Raw genomic sequence first — 18382 nt, forward strand, 5'->3', positions numbered from 1 at the left:
TTCCGCGATATGCACCGGACCGACCAGCCGGAGCCGGTTGCGATCCATCGTACGGCCCTCCTCAGACGCTATCTCGCAAGCGATTTGCCAGTTGGTCGATAGCGCGTCGAAGCCGTCGGCGTTAGTAGCCGCCACGCAGAGCATCCCGAAGCCGTACTTACCCGCGGCGCGACCACCTGAGGGACTAACAGCACTAGCCACCGCAATCTCGGGATGCGGCTTGGTGTAAGGCATCAGGTGCGCTCGCGCATTGACGAGGTTGTACCAGTCGGACTTCTCGGTGACGGTCTCACCATTGAACAGGCGCATGATGACCTTGATGCCTTCCAGCATGCGATCGCGCTGAGTCATCGGATCGATACCGAGCATCATGGCGTCGGAGGGTAGCAGGCCGGGGCCAACGCCCAGCATCACGCGGCCGCGCGTCTGATGATCAAGCTGGATAATCCGATTCGCGGTCATCAACGGGCTGTGATACGGCAGCGACACGACGCCGGTGCCGAGGCGGATTTTTTTGGTGCGCTCGGCCGCCGCGGCGATAAAGACCTCGGGCGATGCGATAATCTCGAAGCCCGCCGAATGATGCTCGCCGATCCAGGCTTCTTCATAGCCGAACCGGTCCAGGTTCTCGATCAATTCGAGGTCGCGGTGAATCGCTTCGGTCGGGTCCTGATCGAGCGGGTGGAACGGGGCCAGAAAGATACCATTACGCATCGGGATGGTACGGGTCATGAGTGGTTATCTCCTTCGTCCTGCGGCGGATCTAGCGGATCTAATCGTTGAGTATATATTGCCTTGCGTCGATTGCCATCTACGCGGAATTCGCCAATTCGCTAAGCTGCCGGAACAATATGCACCGGCGTGCGGCCGTGAAGTTCGATCGGCAGAGACGCGGCGCCGGAGTTATCGGCGGCGAACGGATGCTCGGCGCCATTGCGCATCACGTACTTCGCACCCGGGCGCAAGCGCTCGATCCTGATCTGCTGCGCGGTGGACTCGGCGCCGGGATACAGCACCAGGTCGAGGTCGTCGCCGTCGCTGAATGCGCGCGCTACCAGCACGTCGGGATACTTCGCGTCGGCGAGAATCGGCCCGCGTAGCGCCGCTTCGGGCGGACCCTGCATCACGGTGTTGCGGAAGTCGTCGCGGCGATGAATTCGCGCGCGCACCGCGGTGATGTTCGACAGGTTGGACATCTTCGAGTAGCGCAAGATGCCGCGTTCGTCGGTACGTCCGCAATCCTGGTCGAGCGCGCGCTCTGCCGCGTCGGCGGTGTCGTAATCGCCGAACTCGCGCGCCGAATCCATGATCATCGCATAGGCGCCGCCGAAGCCCGGCCGATAGTTGCCGAAGTCGAAGCCGCGACCTTTCAGGACCACGCGCTTAGCGCCGGCTGGATCCGGCTTGATGATGTACTGCAGTTCCTTGCGGCCAATCGCCCACATCCGCTGCGCGCGCTGGGGCGCGAAACAATTCTCGAATCCGGCAAAGCCGGCCTCGCCCGCCGGGAACGGAAAGCGGATGCCCGTCAGCGACGAGCGGAGCCCGATCACGCTGCCGCTGTAGTCGGTAAATTCAGTGTCGAGATTATGCAGCCATCGCTCGAGCGTCGCCGCAGTGTAGGAAGTCCCAAACAGGCGATCGTAGATCGCGAGCGAGGTCATGCCGTAGTGATTGCAGATCGGATAGACCCAGTTAGGCTCGCACGGATAGAGGCAAAACTCGGAATCGAGGAAGTTCTTCAGCACCGACTGCTCGATGCTATGAACGTCGTGATGGAAAACGCGATGCTTGTTCAGGCGGAACGGCAAGCTGCCCGGCTCCGCGTAGCGGCGATCGCCGGTATTCGACATGTACATGCATAGCTGGATGCCGAGCCATCCGGTGAGCATGATGTTATCGCGCGCCGCGGGATCGGGATTGGTCACGTTCAGATGACCCCAGGCCGACTCATAGACCCAGTAGCCCCAAATCTGCCGCTGCAGGTAAAGGTCGATCAAGTTGCGTTGCGCCTGCGACAGGTAGCCGTGGAAGCTAGGCGCATAGTTGCATTGCAGCATCCCCAGCATGTAGCCGAGCGAATTAATCTGATAGCGCAAGGCGGAAGTCTGGAACTGGTCCACCTTATCGAAGCCGTTGATTTCGCCGACCGGCTGCAAGGCGCGATCGAATCCGTAGCGGAGCGCCGAGAGATCCTCGGGCGTTAGTTCGCGCTCGATGGGTGAAGGCACTGGCGCGGCTATCGCGGCAGCTTCAGCGATCGCGTCGGGCAGGTAGCGATTGCGAGCTTCGAGCTTCGCGAGTTCCGCAGTTTTGCGCGCGCTGTATCGGCTATAGGCATAGATGCCGGCGCCAGCAACCATAGCCGCAAGCAGGAAAGGCGCCGGCGTCCAAATCGAGTCGCCAGTCATGCTGCCGGCGGCCGGCGCCGCTCCCAGCCACACGATTATCGGCGCTATCACCATCCCGGCGCCGAACCATGCAAACACCGCAAGGCCAAACAGCGCAAGCGTGATCGGAAACAGCAGGATCGCCCATCCACCGACGGCGACGAAACCGCCGCCCGGTATCCAGAGGCCAAGGCCCGCCACCTGGGTGGCAGCCGATGCGTTGAACAGGATCGGCAGGATACCCAGCAGCAGCATCGCAGCGTAAATCAGCGCGGTGCGGCGATGCCGTGCGGTGGTGACCGGTCCGACGATCGCTTGTCTGCGGATGAAGGGCTGAACGATTTCGCGCGGTATAACTGCCATGATTTCTCTCCTGAAGAAATTTCAATCAACGCGCGGGCGTTAGGGCCGGGCCACGCGAGACCTCTGCGCTAGCGAGCTGCGATGCATGGTGATGAGCAGCGTGATGATGCGCGCGGATGCCGTAGATTCCGCCGATTGCGAGCGCCACCTCGAGCGACGCGGCAATCGCGATCCAGCGGATACTGCGGCGGCCCGAGAACGCGCGGCCCGCGCCGGGCGCCGGCGAACCAGCGCCGTCGAGGCGCCACGCGGTCGCAGCGTTATCGGGCACAATCGCAGCGTCGCGCCGCAGCACGAATCGCTTGAAGCCGTCGAGCCCGATCAGAATCTGGCCCACGATGAACGCGGCGAATGCGCAGCACGGCATGATCTGGTCCCCTAAAACTCCCCAGCGATCTTTTTCCCATAGGCGGGCGGCTCTTGTCCAATTCGAGCCGACGCTGCGCAGGCGAAGAATCCCGGCGTTCGTAAAAGCTGGCCTCCGCTCCGAAGCTAACCTGCTGCATTGCTCTTTTGGCAGCGGTCTTATTTGCGATCGTTCTTGATCGCAGATTGCCACATCTTCTGCAGATTCTTCAGGCCATCTTCGAAGGTCTTGCGATACTCCTTGGCCTGCTTGATAGCTTCCTTGCCAAGTCCGCTCTCGCGAAGCGACTTGGTGAACGACTCATTAGCCGTGCGCCATTCCTCGATCCACGATTCCAGTTGGCTTGCGGTTCTTTTCGACTCGGGCTTGCCTTCCTTGTCCGATTGAGACTTCGACGGCGTGAGCAAGTTGCGAACTTGCCGTTCCCAGGCCGTGAAGCTCTGATCGATCGCGGCGACATAGCCGTCCTTCGCCGAGCGCGCCATGCTGATCCAGCGTTCAACTTGGCGCTCGGCATCCGGGATTCGACGTTTGCCCAGGTCGCTTATCGCATTGCCGATAGTTGAGAGGCCGTCCTCGTATGCGCGCGTGATGTCGCGCAGCACCTTGCCAATTCCGCTCGACTCGTCCACTGGGATGAACTCCTTTGCACCGCCTAACAGCGCGCTTAGGTTTCGATTACCACTCGTTTCGATTGATCGCCTATTCTGTCGTAACAAAAAGGCGCGCAAATCCCAACCGCAATCGCTTTCATCGCACGCCGCGGTTTCACTGCGGCGACGTGCGTGATAATTCCCCAAGCGAGACACCGCCTGCCCGGAGGTTCGCGATGAAAGCTGCCGTCTATTACAAGAATGGCGATCCGAGCGTCCTTAAATACGAAGACGTCCCGGATCCCGTATGCCATCCGAAAGGAGTTGTGATTCGCGTCGAGGCGGTCAGTATCGAGGGCGGCGACACGCTCAATCGATGGCGCGGTGCGTTGCTGACGACTCCGCATATCGTCGGCTACCAGGCCGGCGGCGAGATCGTCGAGGTCGGCGCGGACGTGACCCATCTTCGCGTCGGCCAGAAGGTCACGACCGTGTTCGGCGCCGGATCGCACGCAGAGTTGCGCGCGGTGCCGGCGCGCAATGCGTGGCCGATACCCGCGGGCTTCGACGTGAAACTGGGCGCGGCGATTCCTGTCCCGTTCGGCACCGCAGACGATTGCCTGTTCGAATTCGGCCATCTGAAAGCCGGCGAAACGGTGCTGGTGCAAGCCGGCGCGAGCGGTGTGGGCGTCGCCGCGATCCAGCTAGCCAAGCGCGCGGGCGCGACCGTGTTTGCGACGGCCTCGAGCGACGAGCGGCTCGAACGGTTGCGGCCGCTCGGGATGGATCACGGAATCAACTACCGAACCGGCGACGTGGCCAAATCAGTGAGGAGCTTGACCAATAACAAAGGCGTCAACCTGGTAGTCGATCCAGTTGGCGGATCGACGCTGCAAAGCAGCATCATGTCGCTCGCTTACCGTGGCCGCATCTCGATGGTAGGCGCGGCCGGGCGAGAAGCGATGACTGTGGACGTGTCACCGCTGATGGCGGGCAATAGTTCCTTGACCGGAGTTTTCCTCGGCGCCGAGTTGACGACCGATCGCGCGCATAACATGATCCAGCGCCTGGTCGATGAAGCGGCGCGCGGCGAGTTCAAGGTGGTTATCGATCGAACCTTTCCACTTTCAGAGGCGGCCGCAGCCCACACCTATATCGAGAGCAGGCAGGCGGTCGGCCGCGTGCTGCTGATTCCTTAAAGGTGTGAGATGCGCGCCGCCCCCGAGTGGATGCGGTCAGGAGGCGAAAATCTCCTCGAAGAAAGCAGCCATCTGTTTCCATGATCGCTCGTCGACCTGCTTGTTGTATCCTATGCCCGGCATGTTGAGGCTGTCGGAAATCGGATTGGTAAAGCTGTGCTTGGCGTTGCCGTAAGTCAGGACCTGCCAGTCCGCGCCCGCCTTGGTCATCTCGGCTTCGAACGCGTTGACCTGATCGACCGGGATCATGGTGTCGTTGGCGCCGGTGAGCACGAGGACCTTGGCCTTCACCTGTCCAGCCTCGGCGGGACGCTGCGTCTGCAGGCCGCCATGAAAGCTGACGATCCCGCGAAGCGGAGCGCCGTCGCGAGCTAGTTCCAGAGTGAAGGTGCCGCCCATACAGAACCCAATAGCAGCCAGGCGGCTTGCATCGACGTTGGGAAGCGAGGCCAGCTTGTCGAGCGCCGCGCGTCCGCGCCCGCGAAACTTCTTCGGATCCGAAAACAGCGGCATCGCATGCTTCATCGCCTCTGGCAGGTCGGCTAACTCGATACCATTGCCGTAAGGATCGCCGGCGAAAGCGACATAGCCAAGTTCGGCGAGCCGTTCGGCGCGACTCTTGGCGTGCGCGCCAAGGCCGAATGCCTCAGGCATCACGAGGACACCCGGGCGCTTGCCGGTTTTGCGCTCATCGACGGCGTGATAGCCGCGAAGCGTTACGTCTCCATCCTTGTACTCGATCGTCTCAGTCTTCATGCAACTCTCCTGCGCGAGTGTAAGTAGCTGTCAGTCTTTTAGCTTAATTTCACGATTGTGGCAGCTTGATCAAGGCTTCGCCGGGGGCCGGGACCTCCTGCATTCGCAAGGTGGTGTCGTTGTCGAACTCGAGATGCAGCGCGCGGAGCATCATGCCGTGCATGCGATAGGTGGTGATCACGTAAAACAGCTCGACGATCTGCTCGTCGCTCAGGTGACGTTTTAGTTCGGCGAAGGTTGCGTCCTCGACCAGGTTTCGTCCGATAAGCTCGTCGGTGGCGGCCATGACGGCGCGCTCCGCCGGAGAGTACGCGGAGGATGTCGTCCAGTTTTTGATAGCCGCGAGCTTTTCCTCCGGCATCCCGATCATGCGTGAGACCTTGTGATGCTGCGAGTACTCGAATTTGCAATCGCCCACAATCGCGTTGCGGAGAATCGCGAGCTCGCGCAGGACCGGATCGAGCTTGCGGCCTGGCGCCAGCAGCCCCCACACGATCTCCGTCGAGAGCTTGAAGATGTCGGGCACGAGCGCGAGCGTCGTCCAGTAGTCGCCACGGGTGCCGGTGGTCGTGCCCGGTTCGGCGACCGGATCGCGGTCACCAAAAATCTGCTGATATATTTTCCGCGTCTCGGGAGTCGCTTCCGCGAGGCCTACCTCTCGTACCCGATCACCCATATCTTCCTCCGCAAGTGCAGGCCTTTACGACAAGATCATGCCTCAAGAACGCAATCGATGCGAACAATCTGCTCCGCGTGACAGTCGCGCGCCGCGAAGTCCAGCTAAAAATCGAGGCCCAACTGCTTCACCGATGCCTTGATTCGCACCTTGAGTTCGGCGTCCTGCTGATTGAGATCGCGCGTGTAGCAGCAAAACTCGAGTTGGATGCCGTTGGGATCCTTGAAGTAGATCGATTTGGCCCAATCATGGTCGAAGACTTCGGTGACCTTTACGCCCTTGTCGATCAGTTCCTGGCGTTTCTGTTCGAGCGCGCCTTCGCTGCCCGCTTCGAAAGCGAAATGATAGAAAGCGCTCGGCAAGCCCAGTCCGCGATTGATGCCCGCGTCGTACTCCGCAGGAATTCCCGGAACGTCGCGCGCTTCCATGAACGCGATCAACTGGTCGCGGCCGCAATCGATGATCGCGTGGCGAATCTGGCCGCCTTCCTTGATCTCGATCGCGTCGAAGCGCACGGTCCTGAAGCCCAGGACGTTTTCGTAAAAGTCCTTGGTCTTATCGAGATCGAGGGTCGATAGTCCGATGTGCGAGAATCCTTTGTTAGCCATTGCGGTCCTCCTGCCGTTAGCGCATCCGAGCCGTTTCTGCCGTGATATCAGCCAGACCTACTCACTCCATGTGCCTAACGGCGGCTGAAGTCAAACCAGATTTGCAGCATCGATTCGCTTACAGCGTAATCTCGCGTCGCAGCAGATCGTCGTCGCGTGAGGAACTGCCCGCGTAGATAGTGTGAGTGCCGGGTTCGAGGCGCCAGCTCTTCGCGGACGCGTCGTACCATCGCAGGCTGTCGAGCGGTACTTCGAATCGAAGAGTCGCGGTTTCGCCGGGTATCAGGCTGACGCGCTTAAATCCACGGAGCAATTTTTTCGGACGATCGACCATCCGGCCGGGGAAGCCGACGTATATCTGCACGATTTCATCGGCCGCGACCTCGCCGAGATTGATCACCGAGACGGAAACGACGATTCCCGCGCGAGAGCGGCGCGCCTTCAACGCACGATAGCCGAAGCGCGCGTAGCTCTGGCCGTAGCCGAAAGCGAACGCCGGCCTGATACCTGATTTTTCGAGCAGGGTGTAACCGTGGTACGGACCGTATTCGATTGACTCCGCATCCCGATCGAAGAACGGCAAATCCGAGGCCGAAGCCGGCACGGTGAACGGCAGCTTGCCCGACGGCGAGACCTCGCCGAACAGAAGTTTCGCCAGCGCGCGGCCGCCCTCCATGCCCGCGTAGAAGGTCTGCATCACTGCGGGGACGTCGTCGATCCATTCGTTCATCAGGACCGGCGATCCTGCGATCACGATCACTACAGTGCGCGGATTGGCCGCGGCGATTGTTTTGATCAACGCGATTTGATCCGGCGAGAGACCGAGATTGTCGCGATCGCCACCGATCGATTTTTGCGGGACCTCGACTCTAACATCGCCCGACATGTCGCCCGGGATGAACTCGCCTTCGTCGCGCGCGGTGTAGCCGACGACCACTACGGCGGCATCGGCAGCTTTGGCGGTTTCGGCAGCCGCATCGGAATCACCTTCGTCGCCGGCAAAGACAACCTTCGCGTCGCCGAGATAGTCCTTCAATCCGTCAAGCGCAGTGACCACATATGGAGGCCAGACGCGGCTCGAGCCGTTGTCACCAGTGTTCGCGATAATCGCGAGGCGGCCGGCCACCGCGACCAGGCGCACCTCGATTTTGTCGAACGGTAACGCGCCATGATTCTTCAGCATCACCGCCGACTTGAGCGCCGCCTCATGAGCGATCGCGCGATGCGCCGGCGACGCGACCAGGTCGATCGAATAATTATCGAGCGGATCTTCGGCGCTTGCGAAGCGGTAGAGCGTAGTCAGGATGCGGCGGCATGCGGTGTCGATCACCTGCGGCTCGATCGCGCCGGATTTTACCGCGGCGAGCAGTTCGGCGCCGAAGTGAATCGGCTCGGGATTCTCGACGTCGAGGCCGGCCGCCGCGGCGTAAGCGCGGTAAACGCCGAGCACCCAATCCGAATGCACAAAGCCGTCGAAGCCCCACTCGCCGCGCAGAATATCGGTAAGCAATTCGCGATTCTGGCCGCAGTACTCGCCGTTCATTTTGTTGTACGCGGACATCACGGAGGCGCATCCCGCGTCGAGGATTCGTTTGAAGTGCGGCAGGTACACTTCGCGCAGCGTGCGCGGATCGATTCGCACGTCGATTTTGAAACGCGCGTTCTCGATCGAGTTCAGCGCGAAGTGTTTCACCGTCGCGACGACGTTATGCGCCTGGATTCCGGTGGCGAGCGCCGCGCCCATCTCGCCGAGATGCCACGGGTCCTCGCCGTAGGTTTCCTGCGCGCGGCCCCACGCCGGATGCCGCAGCAGATTGACGCACACCGCGCCGGAAAAGTTGCATCCTTGCGCGCGCGCCTCGATCCCCATGACCTCGCCGATTCGCCGCTCGAGATCGACGTCGAAGGCCGCGCCGCGCGCCATCGTGCACGGAAAGCAGGTCGAGTTGCCCCGTGCGACGCCGCGCGGACCGTCGGTGAAATATAGTGCAGGGACGGTGAGGCGCTCGCATCCGCCGCCGGCGCGATACGGATGAGCGCTCAGCCGGCCGCCGCTTTCTCGAATCTGCTCGAAGAAGCCGTGACCCGACATCATCGCGATTTTCTCTTCGAGCGTCGCGAGTTCGATGATGCGCGCGACTTGGCCTCCGATCTCGTCGTCGGTGATGCCTTTGCGCGGCAACAGATCCATCGATCGCGTGATCGCCGAGGCTTCAGTCGCCCTTGAATTTCGCCGGACGCTTTTCGAGAAACGCGCGCACTCCTTCGCGGAAATCATTCGAACTGCCCGCGATTCGCTGCGACTGACGTTCGAGATTCAGTTGCTCTTCGTAGGAGTTGTCGAGGCTCTCCCAGTAGAGGCGGCGAATCAGGCTGAGCGCCTTGGTCGGTCCGTTCGCGAGGTCAGCGGCGAGTTCCTTCGCCTTGCCGATCAATTCGGCATCGTCATAGACGCGATTGATCAGTCCCCATTGCAGCGCGGTTTCAGCGGGGAGCTTTTCGCCGAGCAGCGACAACTCCATCGCGCGGGCCTTGCCCAGCAATCGCGGCAAAATCCAGGTCGACCCGCCGTCGGGCACGAGGCCGATACGCCGAAACGCTTGCAGGAAATACGCCGATCGCGCGCACAGCACGAGGTCGCCCATCAGCGCAAAGCTCATTCCGACGCCGGCCGCGGCGCCGTTGACGGCGGTGACGAACGGCATCTGCAGATTGCGGATGCGCCGCAAGAATGGATGATACAGCGTCTCGAGAATTCCGCCCGCGTCTGTCGAGCCGCGCGACTCACCGGAACGCGGCTGCAGGTTGGCGCCGGCGCAGAAGGCGCGGCCCTCGCCTGTCATCACGAGGCATCGCACGCCGTTTTTTGGATTCTCGATTTCGTCGAATGCTTTCATGAGGCCGCCGAGCATCTCGGCCGAAACCGCATTCATCACCTCAGGATGATTCAACGTAACGATGGCGACGTTGCCGTGAAGGTCGAGCTTTGCGCGATCGAATTCCATGCTTTGCTCCGTCATTCGCGAGAGTCGTGCGTCAGCCCTTCGGCAACCCTAACACGCGTTCGCCAATGATGTTGTGCTGAATCTGATTGGTGCCGGCCGCGATCGTGCCGCCGCGCGCCGCGAGCATCCGGTACGACCACTTGCCGTGATCGGGCGCGAACATTGCCTTGTATTCCAACTGGCTGTACGGCCCGAGCAACTCCATCGCGAACAGGCTGATTCGCATGCTGAGTTCGGTGCCCACCAGTTTCATCATCGAGCCTTCGGGTCCGGGCGGCAATCCCTTGAGGCGCCGCGTCAGTTGGCGGAAGCCGGTGAATTTGAGCGCCTGCTGCTCGCAATAAAACTCGGCGATCTTTTGCCGCACGCTCGAATCGTCCCACGCAGTGCCGCTACCGCGCGGAATCGAGTGCGCGAGCGCGACCAGTTCGTGGATCATTCCGCCACCGCCGCCGCCCGAGCCGTTGCGCTCGAACATCAAGGTGGTGATCGCAACCTGCCATCCCTGGTTTTTGTCGGCGACGAGATTTTTTTTCGGCACGCGCACGTCTTCGAAAAAAACTTCGTTGAATCCTTTCGAGCCGGTCATCTGCACCAACGGACGCACGGTGATTCCGGGGGTCCTCATATCGACCAGCAAATAGCTGATGCCCTTATGCTTCGGCGCGTCGGGATCGGTGCGCACCAGCAGGAAAATCCAGTCGCTGTATTGCGCGTTCGAGGTCCAGACTTTCTGGCCGTTGACGACGAAGTAATCGCCATCTTCGATCGCGCGCGTTTGCAGTGACGCGAGGTCCGATCCTGCGCCCGGCTCCGAGTATCCCTGGCACCAGATCTCTTCGCCGGTCAGCACCTTCGGAATGTGCCGATGCTTCTGCTCCTCGGTCCCCCAATGCATCAGCGTTGGCCCGATAAGCCCGACTCCCGAACCGACGTACGGCAACGGCGCGTGCACGCGCGCGAGTTCCTGATGATAGACGATGGTCTGCAGGATGCTCGCGCCGCGGCCGCCGTATTCTTTGGGCCAATCGATACCGGTCCATCCGCCGCTCGCGAGTTTCTTGAACCATGCGACGCGACGATGCCATTCGTCCTCGTCTTCTTCGGAGAATGCTTCGAGTTCCGAAATGGCTTGCTTGGGCGCGTTGAGCTCGAGCCACGCGCGAAATTCCTTGCGGAAGGCTTCATCTTCGGCAGTGAAATTGAAATCCATACGTTCTCCTGGGTTCAATCCTGCGTCCCGATCGCATTGAACAGACTGATCGGATGCCACGCCGCTAACCTAGAGCATCGGAGGTGCGATCGTAAAGCGCGTCAGTGCTTCTCGAGCGCAGCGCCGATCGCATCGAACGCGAGGAACTGTTCATTCTGCATCGGCACGCTCCAGAAATCGTCGTAGGCGCTGGTTTTTACGATTACCATGTCGTATTTCGGCGACACGTAAACGAACTGGAAGAACACGCCTTCGGCCGAATACGTGTGCGGCGTGCTCGGCTCCATCAACCACCATTGATATCCGTAGCCGGCGCTATCGCCGGGAATGAGACGTCCCCATTGGACTTGCGGTCCGTGCGGACTGGTTGCTGCCTCGACCCACGACGCTGGAAGGAGCTGCTGGTCGCCGGCTTTGCCGTGATGCAGAAACAGCAGACCGAAGCGGGCGTAATCGCGGAGCGTCGCATTGATGCAGCAATACGCGGCCTCGAGACCGGCCTTGTCGGTGAGCCACATCGCATCGCTCTCCATCCCGAGCGGCTGCCAGATTCGTTCGGATAGCATGTTCGCGAGCAGTTTGCCGGTGACGCTCTTCACCAGCATACCCAGCACGCCGGTATCGACGCTGCGATAGACCCACTTGGTGCCCGGTATTTCCGCGCGGTCGACCGACTTTGCGTAGTCGGCGAAGGACTCCGACTGCTCGATCATGGTCTTGCGCCACATGATCGAGACGTCCGACTCCCCGTTGCTGTATTCCTCGGTGAACTTCACGCCGGACGACATCTCGAGGATGTCCTTGATCGGCACGTTGTCGTAACCAGAGCCTTTAAGTTCCGGGACATAGTTAGTGATCGGATCGTCCAGACCCTTGATCTTGCCGTCGGCAAGCGCCAGTCCCACCAAGGTCGAGGTGAACGACTTACCTACCGACCATGAGGTGAACTTGCTCTTGTCATCAGCACCGTTGAAGTAGCGCTCATCGATGATCTTGCCGCCCTTGATGACGAGAAAGCCCTGCGTGCGCGAGCGCTTCAGCAGGTCGTCGAGTGTGTGGTGCTTGCCTGCAAACGAGTAAGTCACGGCGAGTTGGCGCGGCGCTCGCGGCAATTCCGCGACGAAGCCGCCGCGTCTGATCACGTTATATTGAAACGCGCTGTCCATGATGCGAAAAGACTGAGCGCGATTTTGCGGCTGCATCATCTGGGCCCGCTTCGCAACTTCAGCAGCATCATCGGCCAATCCGCCCGATGCGCTTGTCAGTATAGCAGCAATGAGCAGAGCGAATACCTTTCGTCGTATCATCAGTAGGCCTGGCAAGTCTCACACTGGAGGGCGTTGCTTGTGCCATTCAGTGGCGCGCTCATAAGCGGCGCCGGTCTGGATCAAGGTGGCCTCGCCAAGGCGGCGAGCAATTAGCTGCAAGCTGGGTATCGCACCATCGACGCTCGCACCGCACGGCTGAGATAAAGTCGGGTTACGGCTCAAATTAAAAGGACCGGTGAAACCCAAAAGAGGATTCGGGCCGACAAATGCGCGGGCTTCCGTTGGAAATCCAGTCGCCGGGAGCGACGCCGACGCCATCGAGGGACAGGCTACTACATCGACCTGATCGAACAGGGCCTGGAATCGATTTGCGAATCGCTCGCGCACCATGTGAGCGTTAGCATAGGCCTCGCCGGTGATAGTGGCGCCCAGTTCGAGGAACGACCTGAATCCCGGTCCGTAGTCAGCCGCTTGCTTTGGATAGGTCGCTGCGTGAGCCGCAAGAGTCTCAGCCGCACATATAGTGGTCCATGCAGGAAGAGTCGGATCGATATCAGGCATCGTGACTTTGACGATTCGAGCGCCTTCTCGTTCGAGGGTGCGAGCGGCTTCAATCACAGCAGCAGCTACTTCGGGCGACGCGCCGCCGATATAGCTCTCATCGAGACCGATGCGCGTACCCTTAACTCCGTTGTTGGCTGCGGCCGCATAGTCATCGACGTGCGCGCCTAGCGAGGTATCGTCGTTCGGATCTCGACCGGCGATAACACCAAGCACCAATGCGGCATCCAGAACGCTTCGCGTCATCGGACCGATGTGATCGAGTGACTCGCCTAGCGGGAACACTCCGTAACGACTTACGCGCCCCCAGGTAGGCTTGAGCCCAACAATGCCGTTGGCGGCGGACGGGAAGCGAATCGAGCCGCCGGTATCGGTGCCGATCGCGGCATAGCAAAGGCCGGCCGCAGTAGCTACTCCAGAACCGCTGGAAGAAGCGCCCGCCCATAAGGACGCATTCCAGGGGTTAATCGGTCCCGGAAACTCGGGATGGTACCAGATGACTGCGAACTCGGTCAGGTTAAGCTTGCCAAGCAGGACCGCGCCAGCCGCTTCGAACCTATCCACTACGGTAGCATTCGCGTCAGGCCGCCAGTCGCGCAATACCTTGCTGGCGCAGGTTGTAGGAACCCCCTTAGTCCAGCAAAGATCCTTGACGGCCACTGGCACGCCGTGCAGCGGCCCGCGCCAATGACCAGCCTTGATCTCCTTATCGGCCTGCGCTGCCTGACTAAGCGCCGAATCATTCAGCACAGTAAGATAAGCGCGCAAGGTCGGATTGGTTTGCTTGATCCGATCAAGCACGCATCGCGTGACTTCTACTGAACTAAGCTTGCCGTCGCGCAACTGCACCGATAATTCGTGGAGCGACAAGTAGCAGGTTGCTTGCGAGTCCATAGCGTTCTCCTATCAGGCCAGTTGCTCAGCCGAAAGGTTCGCTTACGTTTAAGCTTGCCACGGCAGCGGCATCGGCTGGTTGTCCCCGTGCCGCACCTTGACCGGCGCCGCGCTCAGCGCCGCGATTATCACCATGTCGGTGTCGCCGCTATTGACGATTTGATGTACCGCGTCGCTCGGTATGATCAGGGTCGAGTCAGGACCGAACTTCGAGACTTCGCCATTGATCGTCAGCGTACCCGATCCTTTGAGCACCACGATCGCTTCTTCGCAGGCATGGCGATGCACCGGCGTGCCCGCGCCCGCCTTGATCACCTGTCCCCACACTTCGAGGTTCCTCATGCCATGCTCGGGACCGGCAAAGGTGCGATGATTCAAGCCAGGCAGATTGAATTCCTGCTGTGACGAGTTGTTCACGACCGGCATCTACTTTCTCCCTGTTACCAATTGATTTCGTGCGAGAGCTTATCAAGCCTTGCGATGCTCTTCGAGAAAGCCAAGCACCGAGCGATTGAAGGCCTCGGGCCGTTCGATATTACTCAAATGGCCACTGCCTTCAATGATCGTAAGGCGCGCGCCCGCGATTCGCCGCGCCATCTGGCGCGACGTCGCCGGCGGCGTGAGCGTGTCCTCGTCGCCAACAACGACATGCGTCGGCGCAGTTATCGCCTCGAGGTCGAATACGCGCGAGTAGTTCGCCATGCCGGCAATCGTCTTGAGATAGGACTCCTTGTGCAAGGCCGCCATGCTCGCGACCAGCCGCTCAAAAGATCCCGGCCGCGGAGATTTGCCGAGCAGCGATTTTGCCACTGTCGGCGCGATGTCCTTCGGCTCCTTGCCCGCCAGCAGCGGTTCCTGCCGAAGCCGGATAAACTCGCGGCGCTGCTCCTCCGACAGATGAGAAAATCCGGGCAACGAATCGCACAGCGTCAGCGTCGTCACCCGCTCGGGCCAGCGCGCGACAAAATCCAGCGCGATCACACCGCCCATCGAAAGGCCAACGAGATGCGCACGCGACGCGCCGAAGTGCTCGAGCACGCGCGCCAGATCGGTCGCGAAGTCGTCAAAGTTCAGATCGCCGTTGTAGTCATTGCTATTGCCGTAGCCACGCGCGTCCCACGCCACCGCGTGGAATGAGCGCCCGAACTCTGGAAGCTGATCGTGCCAGTTCGTCCGATTGCCGCCGATGCCATGCATCAGGACCACCAGCGGCCCACTTCCGGCGTGATCGACGGCGATGCGCGGCGGTCCGGCGATGTACTCGGTTTTCCAGGCCGGCATGTTCGATGTTTTCCTTTCGCGCCGATCGTCAATTCGCGCGCAATGCTGGCAGGACTTCGCGATTGAACAACTGATCGTGCAGCGTCAGATGAAAGCAATCGACGCCGAGTGCGTGAAACTCGCGCATCCGATGGAGGATCGTCGCGGGACTGCCAATCAGGCGACTCGCGAAGCCTTCATTGGTATCGAGCAGCGTCAACGGATCGTCCGACACCGCCCACATCCCGCGCGCGCCGCTGGTCCTTGCCCGTTTGCGCGCGACAGTTTCAGGGTCGATCGATTCGATCATTTTATTGATGTGGTGCTCGGCTTCGGCATCGGTCGCGCGGCAAAGTGGAATCGAGTACAACGCGAAGCGCACGCGGCGGCCGGCGCGTTCGGCCTGCTTGCGAACCGATTCGATGATTCGACCGATCTTCTCGGGCGGTCCGCCATTTAGAAACATCCAGTCCGAATGATTCGCCGCCATCTCGATTGCCGCCGCCGATTGCCCGCCCTGCCAAATTTCGAGCGACTGCGCCGTTGGCCGCGGTTCCAGCCTTAGCCCGCCTACATTATAGAAGCGCCCGCGATAGCTGAATTCGTCACCGCTCCAAACGCCGCGCAGAATCTCGATGAACTCGCGTGAGCGTGCGTAACGATCGTCGTGCTCGAGCAATTCCGCGCCGTACATCCCGAACTCGGCCTCGTGCCATCCCGAGGTCACGTTGATTGCCCATCGACCGCCTGTGATGCGATCGATCGTCGCGCCCCATTTCGCAATCGGCGCGGGCAGAAAAAATCCCGGATGGATCGCAGTGACCAGCTTTATCCGTTCGGTGCGCGCCGCGTAGAAGGCGGTCATCGCGAGGCAATCGTAGGTCGAGCCTTCGATCTCGTCGCCAGTGCCCCACCATCGTTGCGCAACCAGCAAGTAGTCGATTCCCAATTGCTCGGCCTGCGCCACGGGATCCAGCAGATGATGATTGAGGTCCGCGCCCGCGAGATCCGGCATCAACGTGCTGGGCGAATTTCTTGAATTTTTTGTGAGCCGCGGCACGCTCATCGCAGTCGGCGCCCAGGTGCAGGTGAGAATTTTGCTCATCGCCGCGTCAATCGCTAATCGCTGTTCGCAATTGCTAATCGCTCTTCGCTTGATAGCCTGCGCCGAGATTCATCCCGAATTCTTCATGCCATTTATAAGCCAGATCGATAATTTCGCCAGCGGCCGTGATCGATTCGAGCGCTGCGAGCACGTCGCGCAGAATTGCGCGCTGCTGAGACGCGTCGAAGGCTTTGCCGAAAGTATTGCCCATCGGAAAATTCACGAAGACGGTGCGCGGCGGTTTGACCTGCGCGCTGAGATCGCGGCCAGTGGAAACGATCACGGTTGGAATTCCTGCTTCCTCGATGACTCGCGCAACCAGACCAACGGTCTGATGATCGAGCGGTCAGGCAGGCACCAGCACGAACGCATCGACGGATTCGTCGCGGAGCTGCGCGGCCAGCCTCGGCGCAGCTTCGTTCACGACCGCGCTCCGGATGTAAGTGCGGCCCATGAAACCGCTGTAGTGATGCGGCGCGACCTCGCCGATCGTGCCGTCCGAGGCCAACTCGCGCAGTCGCTCGATTGGAAAGATGCAATTGATGTCGCGGTCGGCGTCCTGATGGTTGTAATACGAATCGCTGATCGCGAAGAAATGCGGCGACGTGTCCGCGTCGATCGCGTCGAGCCGCAAGTCGTTGCGCGCCAGCGGATCGAAGCGCGGCGCGTCGTGGCGCGATACTCCGCCCGAGGTGAGCATCGCGATACGGCATCGATTCAGCGGCTTCGCGAGACGCGTGAGCGGTGCGGTCTCGTTGACCGTCCATCGATAAGGCGGAAATCCCTGGCTCCGGTAGAACTCATTCAGCCGCGAGACGTATGCGATCGATTCCATCGTTCTTGCTCCTTTAAAAAGACGCCGCGCCTACAGATGCGCCCAGACGCAGATCGCCTGATTGTCCATCGTAACCTTGCCCGACGAGTCGGCGAATTTGCGTGCGGCGTTGCTCATCGCCTCGAGAATTTTGCGCTGCAATTCCGGCGTCTGCTTCTCGAGCATCATGCGGAACGGCATGGACATCGCGCGGCGCTGCGCGGTGAACGCTTCGGGCGAATCGAACTCGAAGCGAACGTTGATCGGCTCGACCCGGATATCCTTGAATCCCGCGCTGGCGAGCGCCTTTTCCAGCGGCCGCGTATCGGCCAGCTTGACCGGCGAGGGCGCATCGGGCGGCGGCGCTGGAAGGTTCGTCAGCGCGCGAACTTCGTCGTCGCCGGTGGAGATTAGCGGCACCTTGGCCGGCGGTCCCCACACCGAGGTGGCGAAGGTGGCGCCGGGTTTCAGCAACTGCGCGACGCGGCGCGGCACCGCGTCGAGACCGGGCACGAACATCAGGCCCCAGCGGCAGATCGCGGCGTCGAAGTTGCGTTCCTCGATATCGAGCGACTCGGCGCCGGTTTCGACAAACCTGATATTGCGGAGTCCGAGCGCGGCGGCGCGTTCGCGCGCGAGATCGAGCATCGCGGGCGATTGATCAGTCGCGATCACCAGGCCGCTCGCGCCAACCTTGCGCGCCGCCGTGATCCCCGGCTCGCCGGAGCCGGTCGCGATATCGAGCACGCGATCGCCCGGCTTGATCCGGGCGAGTTCGACCAGCCGGTCCGACACCGGCTGCCCGGCGCTATCGAGCGACGTCCACATCACCTTCCAGCCGGGCGCCGCCTTGTTCCAGAATTCGCGCTGCTCGCCGCGGACGCGATCGAAATCGCTTTGCGTATCGCTCATACGAATCTCCTTTCGGGCGCGGCCAGTCAGGCCTTGCCAGTGAAATCGAAAATCTGATGCTCTTCCGTGAAGAAGATCGTCGAGCGCTGAAAGTCGATAAACTTCGCCTCGTCCTGCAGCAGAATGCGGCCCGCCTCCTGGCCTTCCGGCGTGCTCCCGCCGGCGGTCAGATCCTCGACGCTGTCCCACCAGACCTCGGTGATGCCCTCGTAGATCGGCGCCATCTTGCGCGCTGCGGACATCGAGGCCGCCATCTCCGGCATGATCGTGTGGCTCTGGACGTACTTGCGCGCGCGGATTGCCTTGGCGACGCTCGCGACCCGCGGGCCGTGCTTGTGCAGCCAGTAGTCGTGGAAGTCCTGGTCCGAAACGTCGTCGCGCTTGCGAATGATGTAAAC

Annotated in this window: 20 protein-coding genes; 1 reads left to right on the forward strand and 19 read right to left on the reverse strand. The window is 61.0% G+C overall.

Annotation, left to right across the window (positions count from 1 at the left end):
- The 4 genes from Q7S58_RS16925 to Q7S58_RS16940 form a co-directional block, all read right to left on the reverse strand.
- On the reverse strand, positions 1–732 hold a 732-nt coding region (locus Q7S58_RS16925), incomplete at its 3' end, for an LLM class flavin-dependent oxidoreductase (RefSeq protein ID WP_304828494.1).
- 101 nt (positions 733–833) lie between these two features.
- Positions 834–2753: a hypothetical protein gene (locus tag Q7S58_RS16930; RefSeq protein ID WP_304828497.1), complete on the reverse strand. Its 1920-nt coding sequence runs from the start codon at positions 2751–2753 to the stop codon at positions 834–836.
- 25 nt (positions 2754–2778) lie between these two features.
- Positions 2779–3120, reverse strand: coding sequence for a hypothetical protein (locus Q7S58_RS16935; RefSeq protein ID WP_304828500.1), 342 nt, complete (start codon positions 3118–3120; stop codon positions 2779–2781).
- A gap of 158 nt (positions 3121–3278) precedes the next feature.
- A complete protein-coding gene (locus tag Q7S58_RS16940; protein ID WP_304828503.1) occupies positions 3279–3752 on the reverse strand; it encodes a hypothetical protein in 474 nt (157 codons plus the stop codon).
- Positions 3753–3949: 197 nt separating this feature from the next.
- Between Q7S58_RS16940 and Q7S58_RS16945 the strand changes: the two genes are divergently transcribed.
- The gene (locus Q7S58_RS16945; protein WP_304828506.1) at positions 3950–4912 is read left to right on the forward strand and encodes a zinc-binding dehydrogenase; all 963 of its coding nucleotides are present in this window, start codon (positions 3950–3952) and stop codon (positions 4910–4912) included.
- Between the two features lie 36 nt (positions 4913–4948).
- Here Q7S58_RS16945 and Q7S58_RS16950 read toward each other — a convergent pair whose 3' ends face one another.
- The 15 genes from Q7S58_RS16950 to Q7S58_RS17020 all read right to left on the reverse strand — a co-directional run.
- Positions 4949–5668, reverse strand: a complete 720-nt coding sequence (locus Q7S58_RS16950) for a dienelactone hydrolase family protein (RefSeq protein ID WP_304828508.1) — start codon at positions 5666–5668, stop codon at positions 4949–4951.
- Positions 5669–5717: 49 nt separating this feature from the next.
- The gene (locus tag Q7S58_RS16955; protein WP_304828515.1) at positions 5718–6344 is read right to left on the reverse strand and encodes a carboxymuconolactone decarboxylase family protein; all 627 of its coding nucleotides are present in this window, start codon (positions 6342–6344) and stop codon (positions 5718–5720) included.
- Between the two features lie 104 nt (positions 6345–6448).
- The gene (locus Q7S58_RS16960; RefSeq protein ID WP_304828517.1) at positions 6449–6952 is read right to left on the reverse strand and encodes a VOC family protein; all 504 of its coding nucleotides are present in this window, start codon (positions 6950–6952) and stop codon (positions 6449–6451) included.
- 118 nt (positions 6953–7070) lie between these two features.
- The gene (locus Q7S58_RS16965; protein ID WP_304828520.1) at positions 7071–9143 is read right to left on the reverse strand and encodes a beta-glucosidase; all 2073 of its coding nucleotides are present in this window, start codon (positions 9141–9143) and stop codon (positions 7071–7073) included.
- A gap of 22 nt (positions 9144–9165) precedes the next feature.
- Entirely contained in the window at positions 9166–9957 is a 792-nt protein-coding gene (locus tag Q7S58_RS16970; protein WP_304828523.1) for an enoyl-CoA hydratase/isomerase, read from the reverse strand.
- Positions 9958–9988: 31 nt separating this feature from the next.
- A complete protein-coding gene (locus tag Q7S58_RS16975) occupies positions 9989–11170 on the reverse strand; it encodes an acyl-CoA dehydrogenase family protein (protein ID WP_304828526.1) in 1182 nt (393 codons plus the stop codon).
- 101 nt (positions 11171–11271) lie between these two features.
- Positions 11272–12336 (reverse strand): serine hydrolase, encoded by a 1065-nt coding sequence (locus Q7S58_RS16980; RefSeq protein ID WP_304828529.1) that lies wholly within the window; start codon positions 12334–12336, stop codon positions 11272–11274.
- Between the two features lie 159 nt (positions 12337–12495).
- Positions 12496–13893, reverse strand: coding sequence for an amidase (locus tag Q7S58_RS16985; protein ID WP_304828532.1), 1398 nt, complete (start codon positions 13891–13893; stop codon positions 12496–12498).
- Positions 13894–13941: 48 nt separating this feature from the next.
- Positions 13942–14319, reverse strand: a complete 378-nt coding sequence (locus Q7S58_RS16990; protein ID WP_304828535.1) for a cupin domain-containing protein — start codon at positions 14317–14319, stop codon at positions 13942–13944.
- Positions 14320–14361: 42 nt separating this feature from the next.
- Positions 14362–15174, reverse strand: coding sequence for an alpha/beta fold hydrolase (locus Q7S58_RS16995; protein WP_304828538.1), 813 nt, complete (start codon positions 15172–15174; stop codon positions 14362–14364).
- A gap of 28 nt (positions 15175–15202) precedes the next feature.
- Positions 15203–16258 carry an LLM class flavin-dependent oxidoreductase gene (locus tag Q7S58_RS17000; protein WP_304828541.1) on the reverse strand — a complete coding sequence of 352 codons (1056 nt, stop codon included), beginning with the start codon at positions 16256–16258 and terminating at the stop codon, positions 15203–15205.
- 34 nt (positions 16259–16292) lie between these two features.
- On the reverse strand, positions 16293–16541 hold the full coding sequence (locus Q7S58_RS17005) for a hypothetical protein (protein WP_304828544.1): 249 nt from the start codon (positions 16539–16541) through the stop codon (positions 16293–16295).
- A 63-nt stretch (positions 16542–16604) separates the two neighbouring features.
- Positions 16605–17093 carry a glycine/sarcosine/betaine reductase selenoprotein B family protein gene (locus Q7S58_RS17010; RefSeq protein ID WP_304828547.1) on the reverse strand — a complete coding sequence of 163 codons (489 nt, stop codon included), beginning with the start codon at positions 17091–17093 and terminating at the stop codon, positions 16605–16607.
- Positions 17094–17123: 30 nt separating this feature from the next.
- Positions 17124–17984 carry a class I SAM-dependent methyltransferase gene (locus Q7S58_RS17015; protein ID WP_304828550.1) on the reverse strand — a complete coding sequence of 287 codons (861 nt, stop codon included), beginning with the start codon at positions 17982–17984 and terminating at the stop codon, positions 17124–17126.
- 26 nt (positions 17985–18010) lie between these two features.
- A partial coding sequence (locus Q7S58_RS17020; RefSeq protein WP_304828553.1) for an EthD domain-containing protein occupies positions 18011–18382 on the reverse strand: 372 nt, incomplete at its 5' end.

The sequence above is a fragment of the Candidatus Binatus sp. genome, from assembly GCF_030646925.1.
Classification (GTDB): Bacteria; Desulfobacterota; Binatia; order Binatales; family Binataceae; genus Binatus.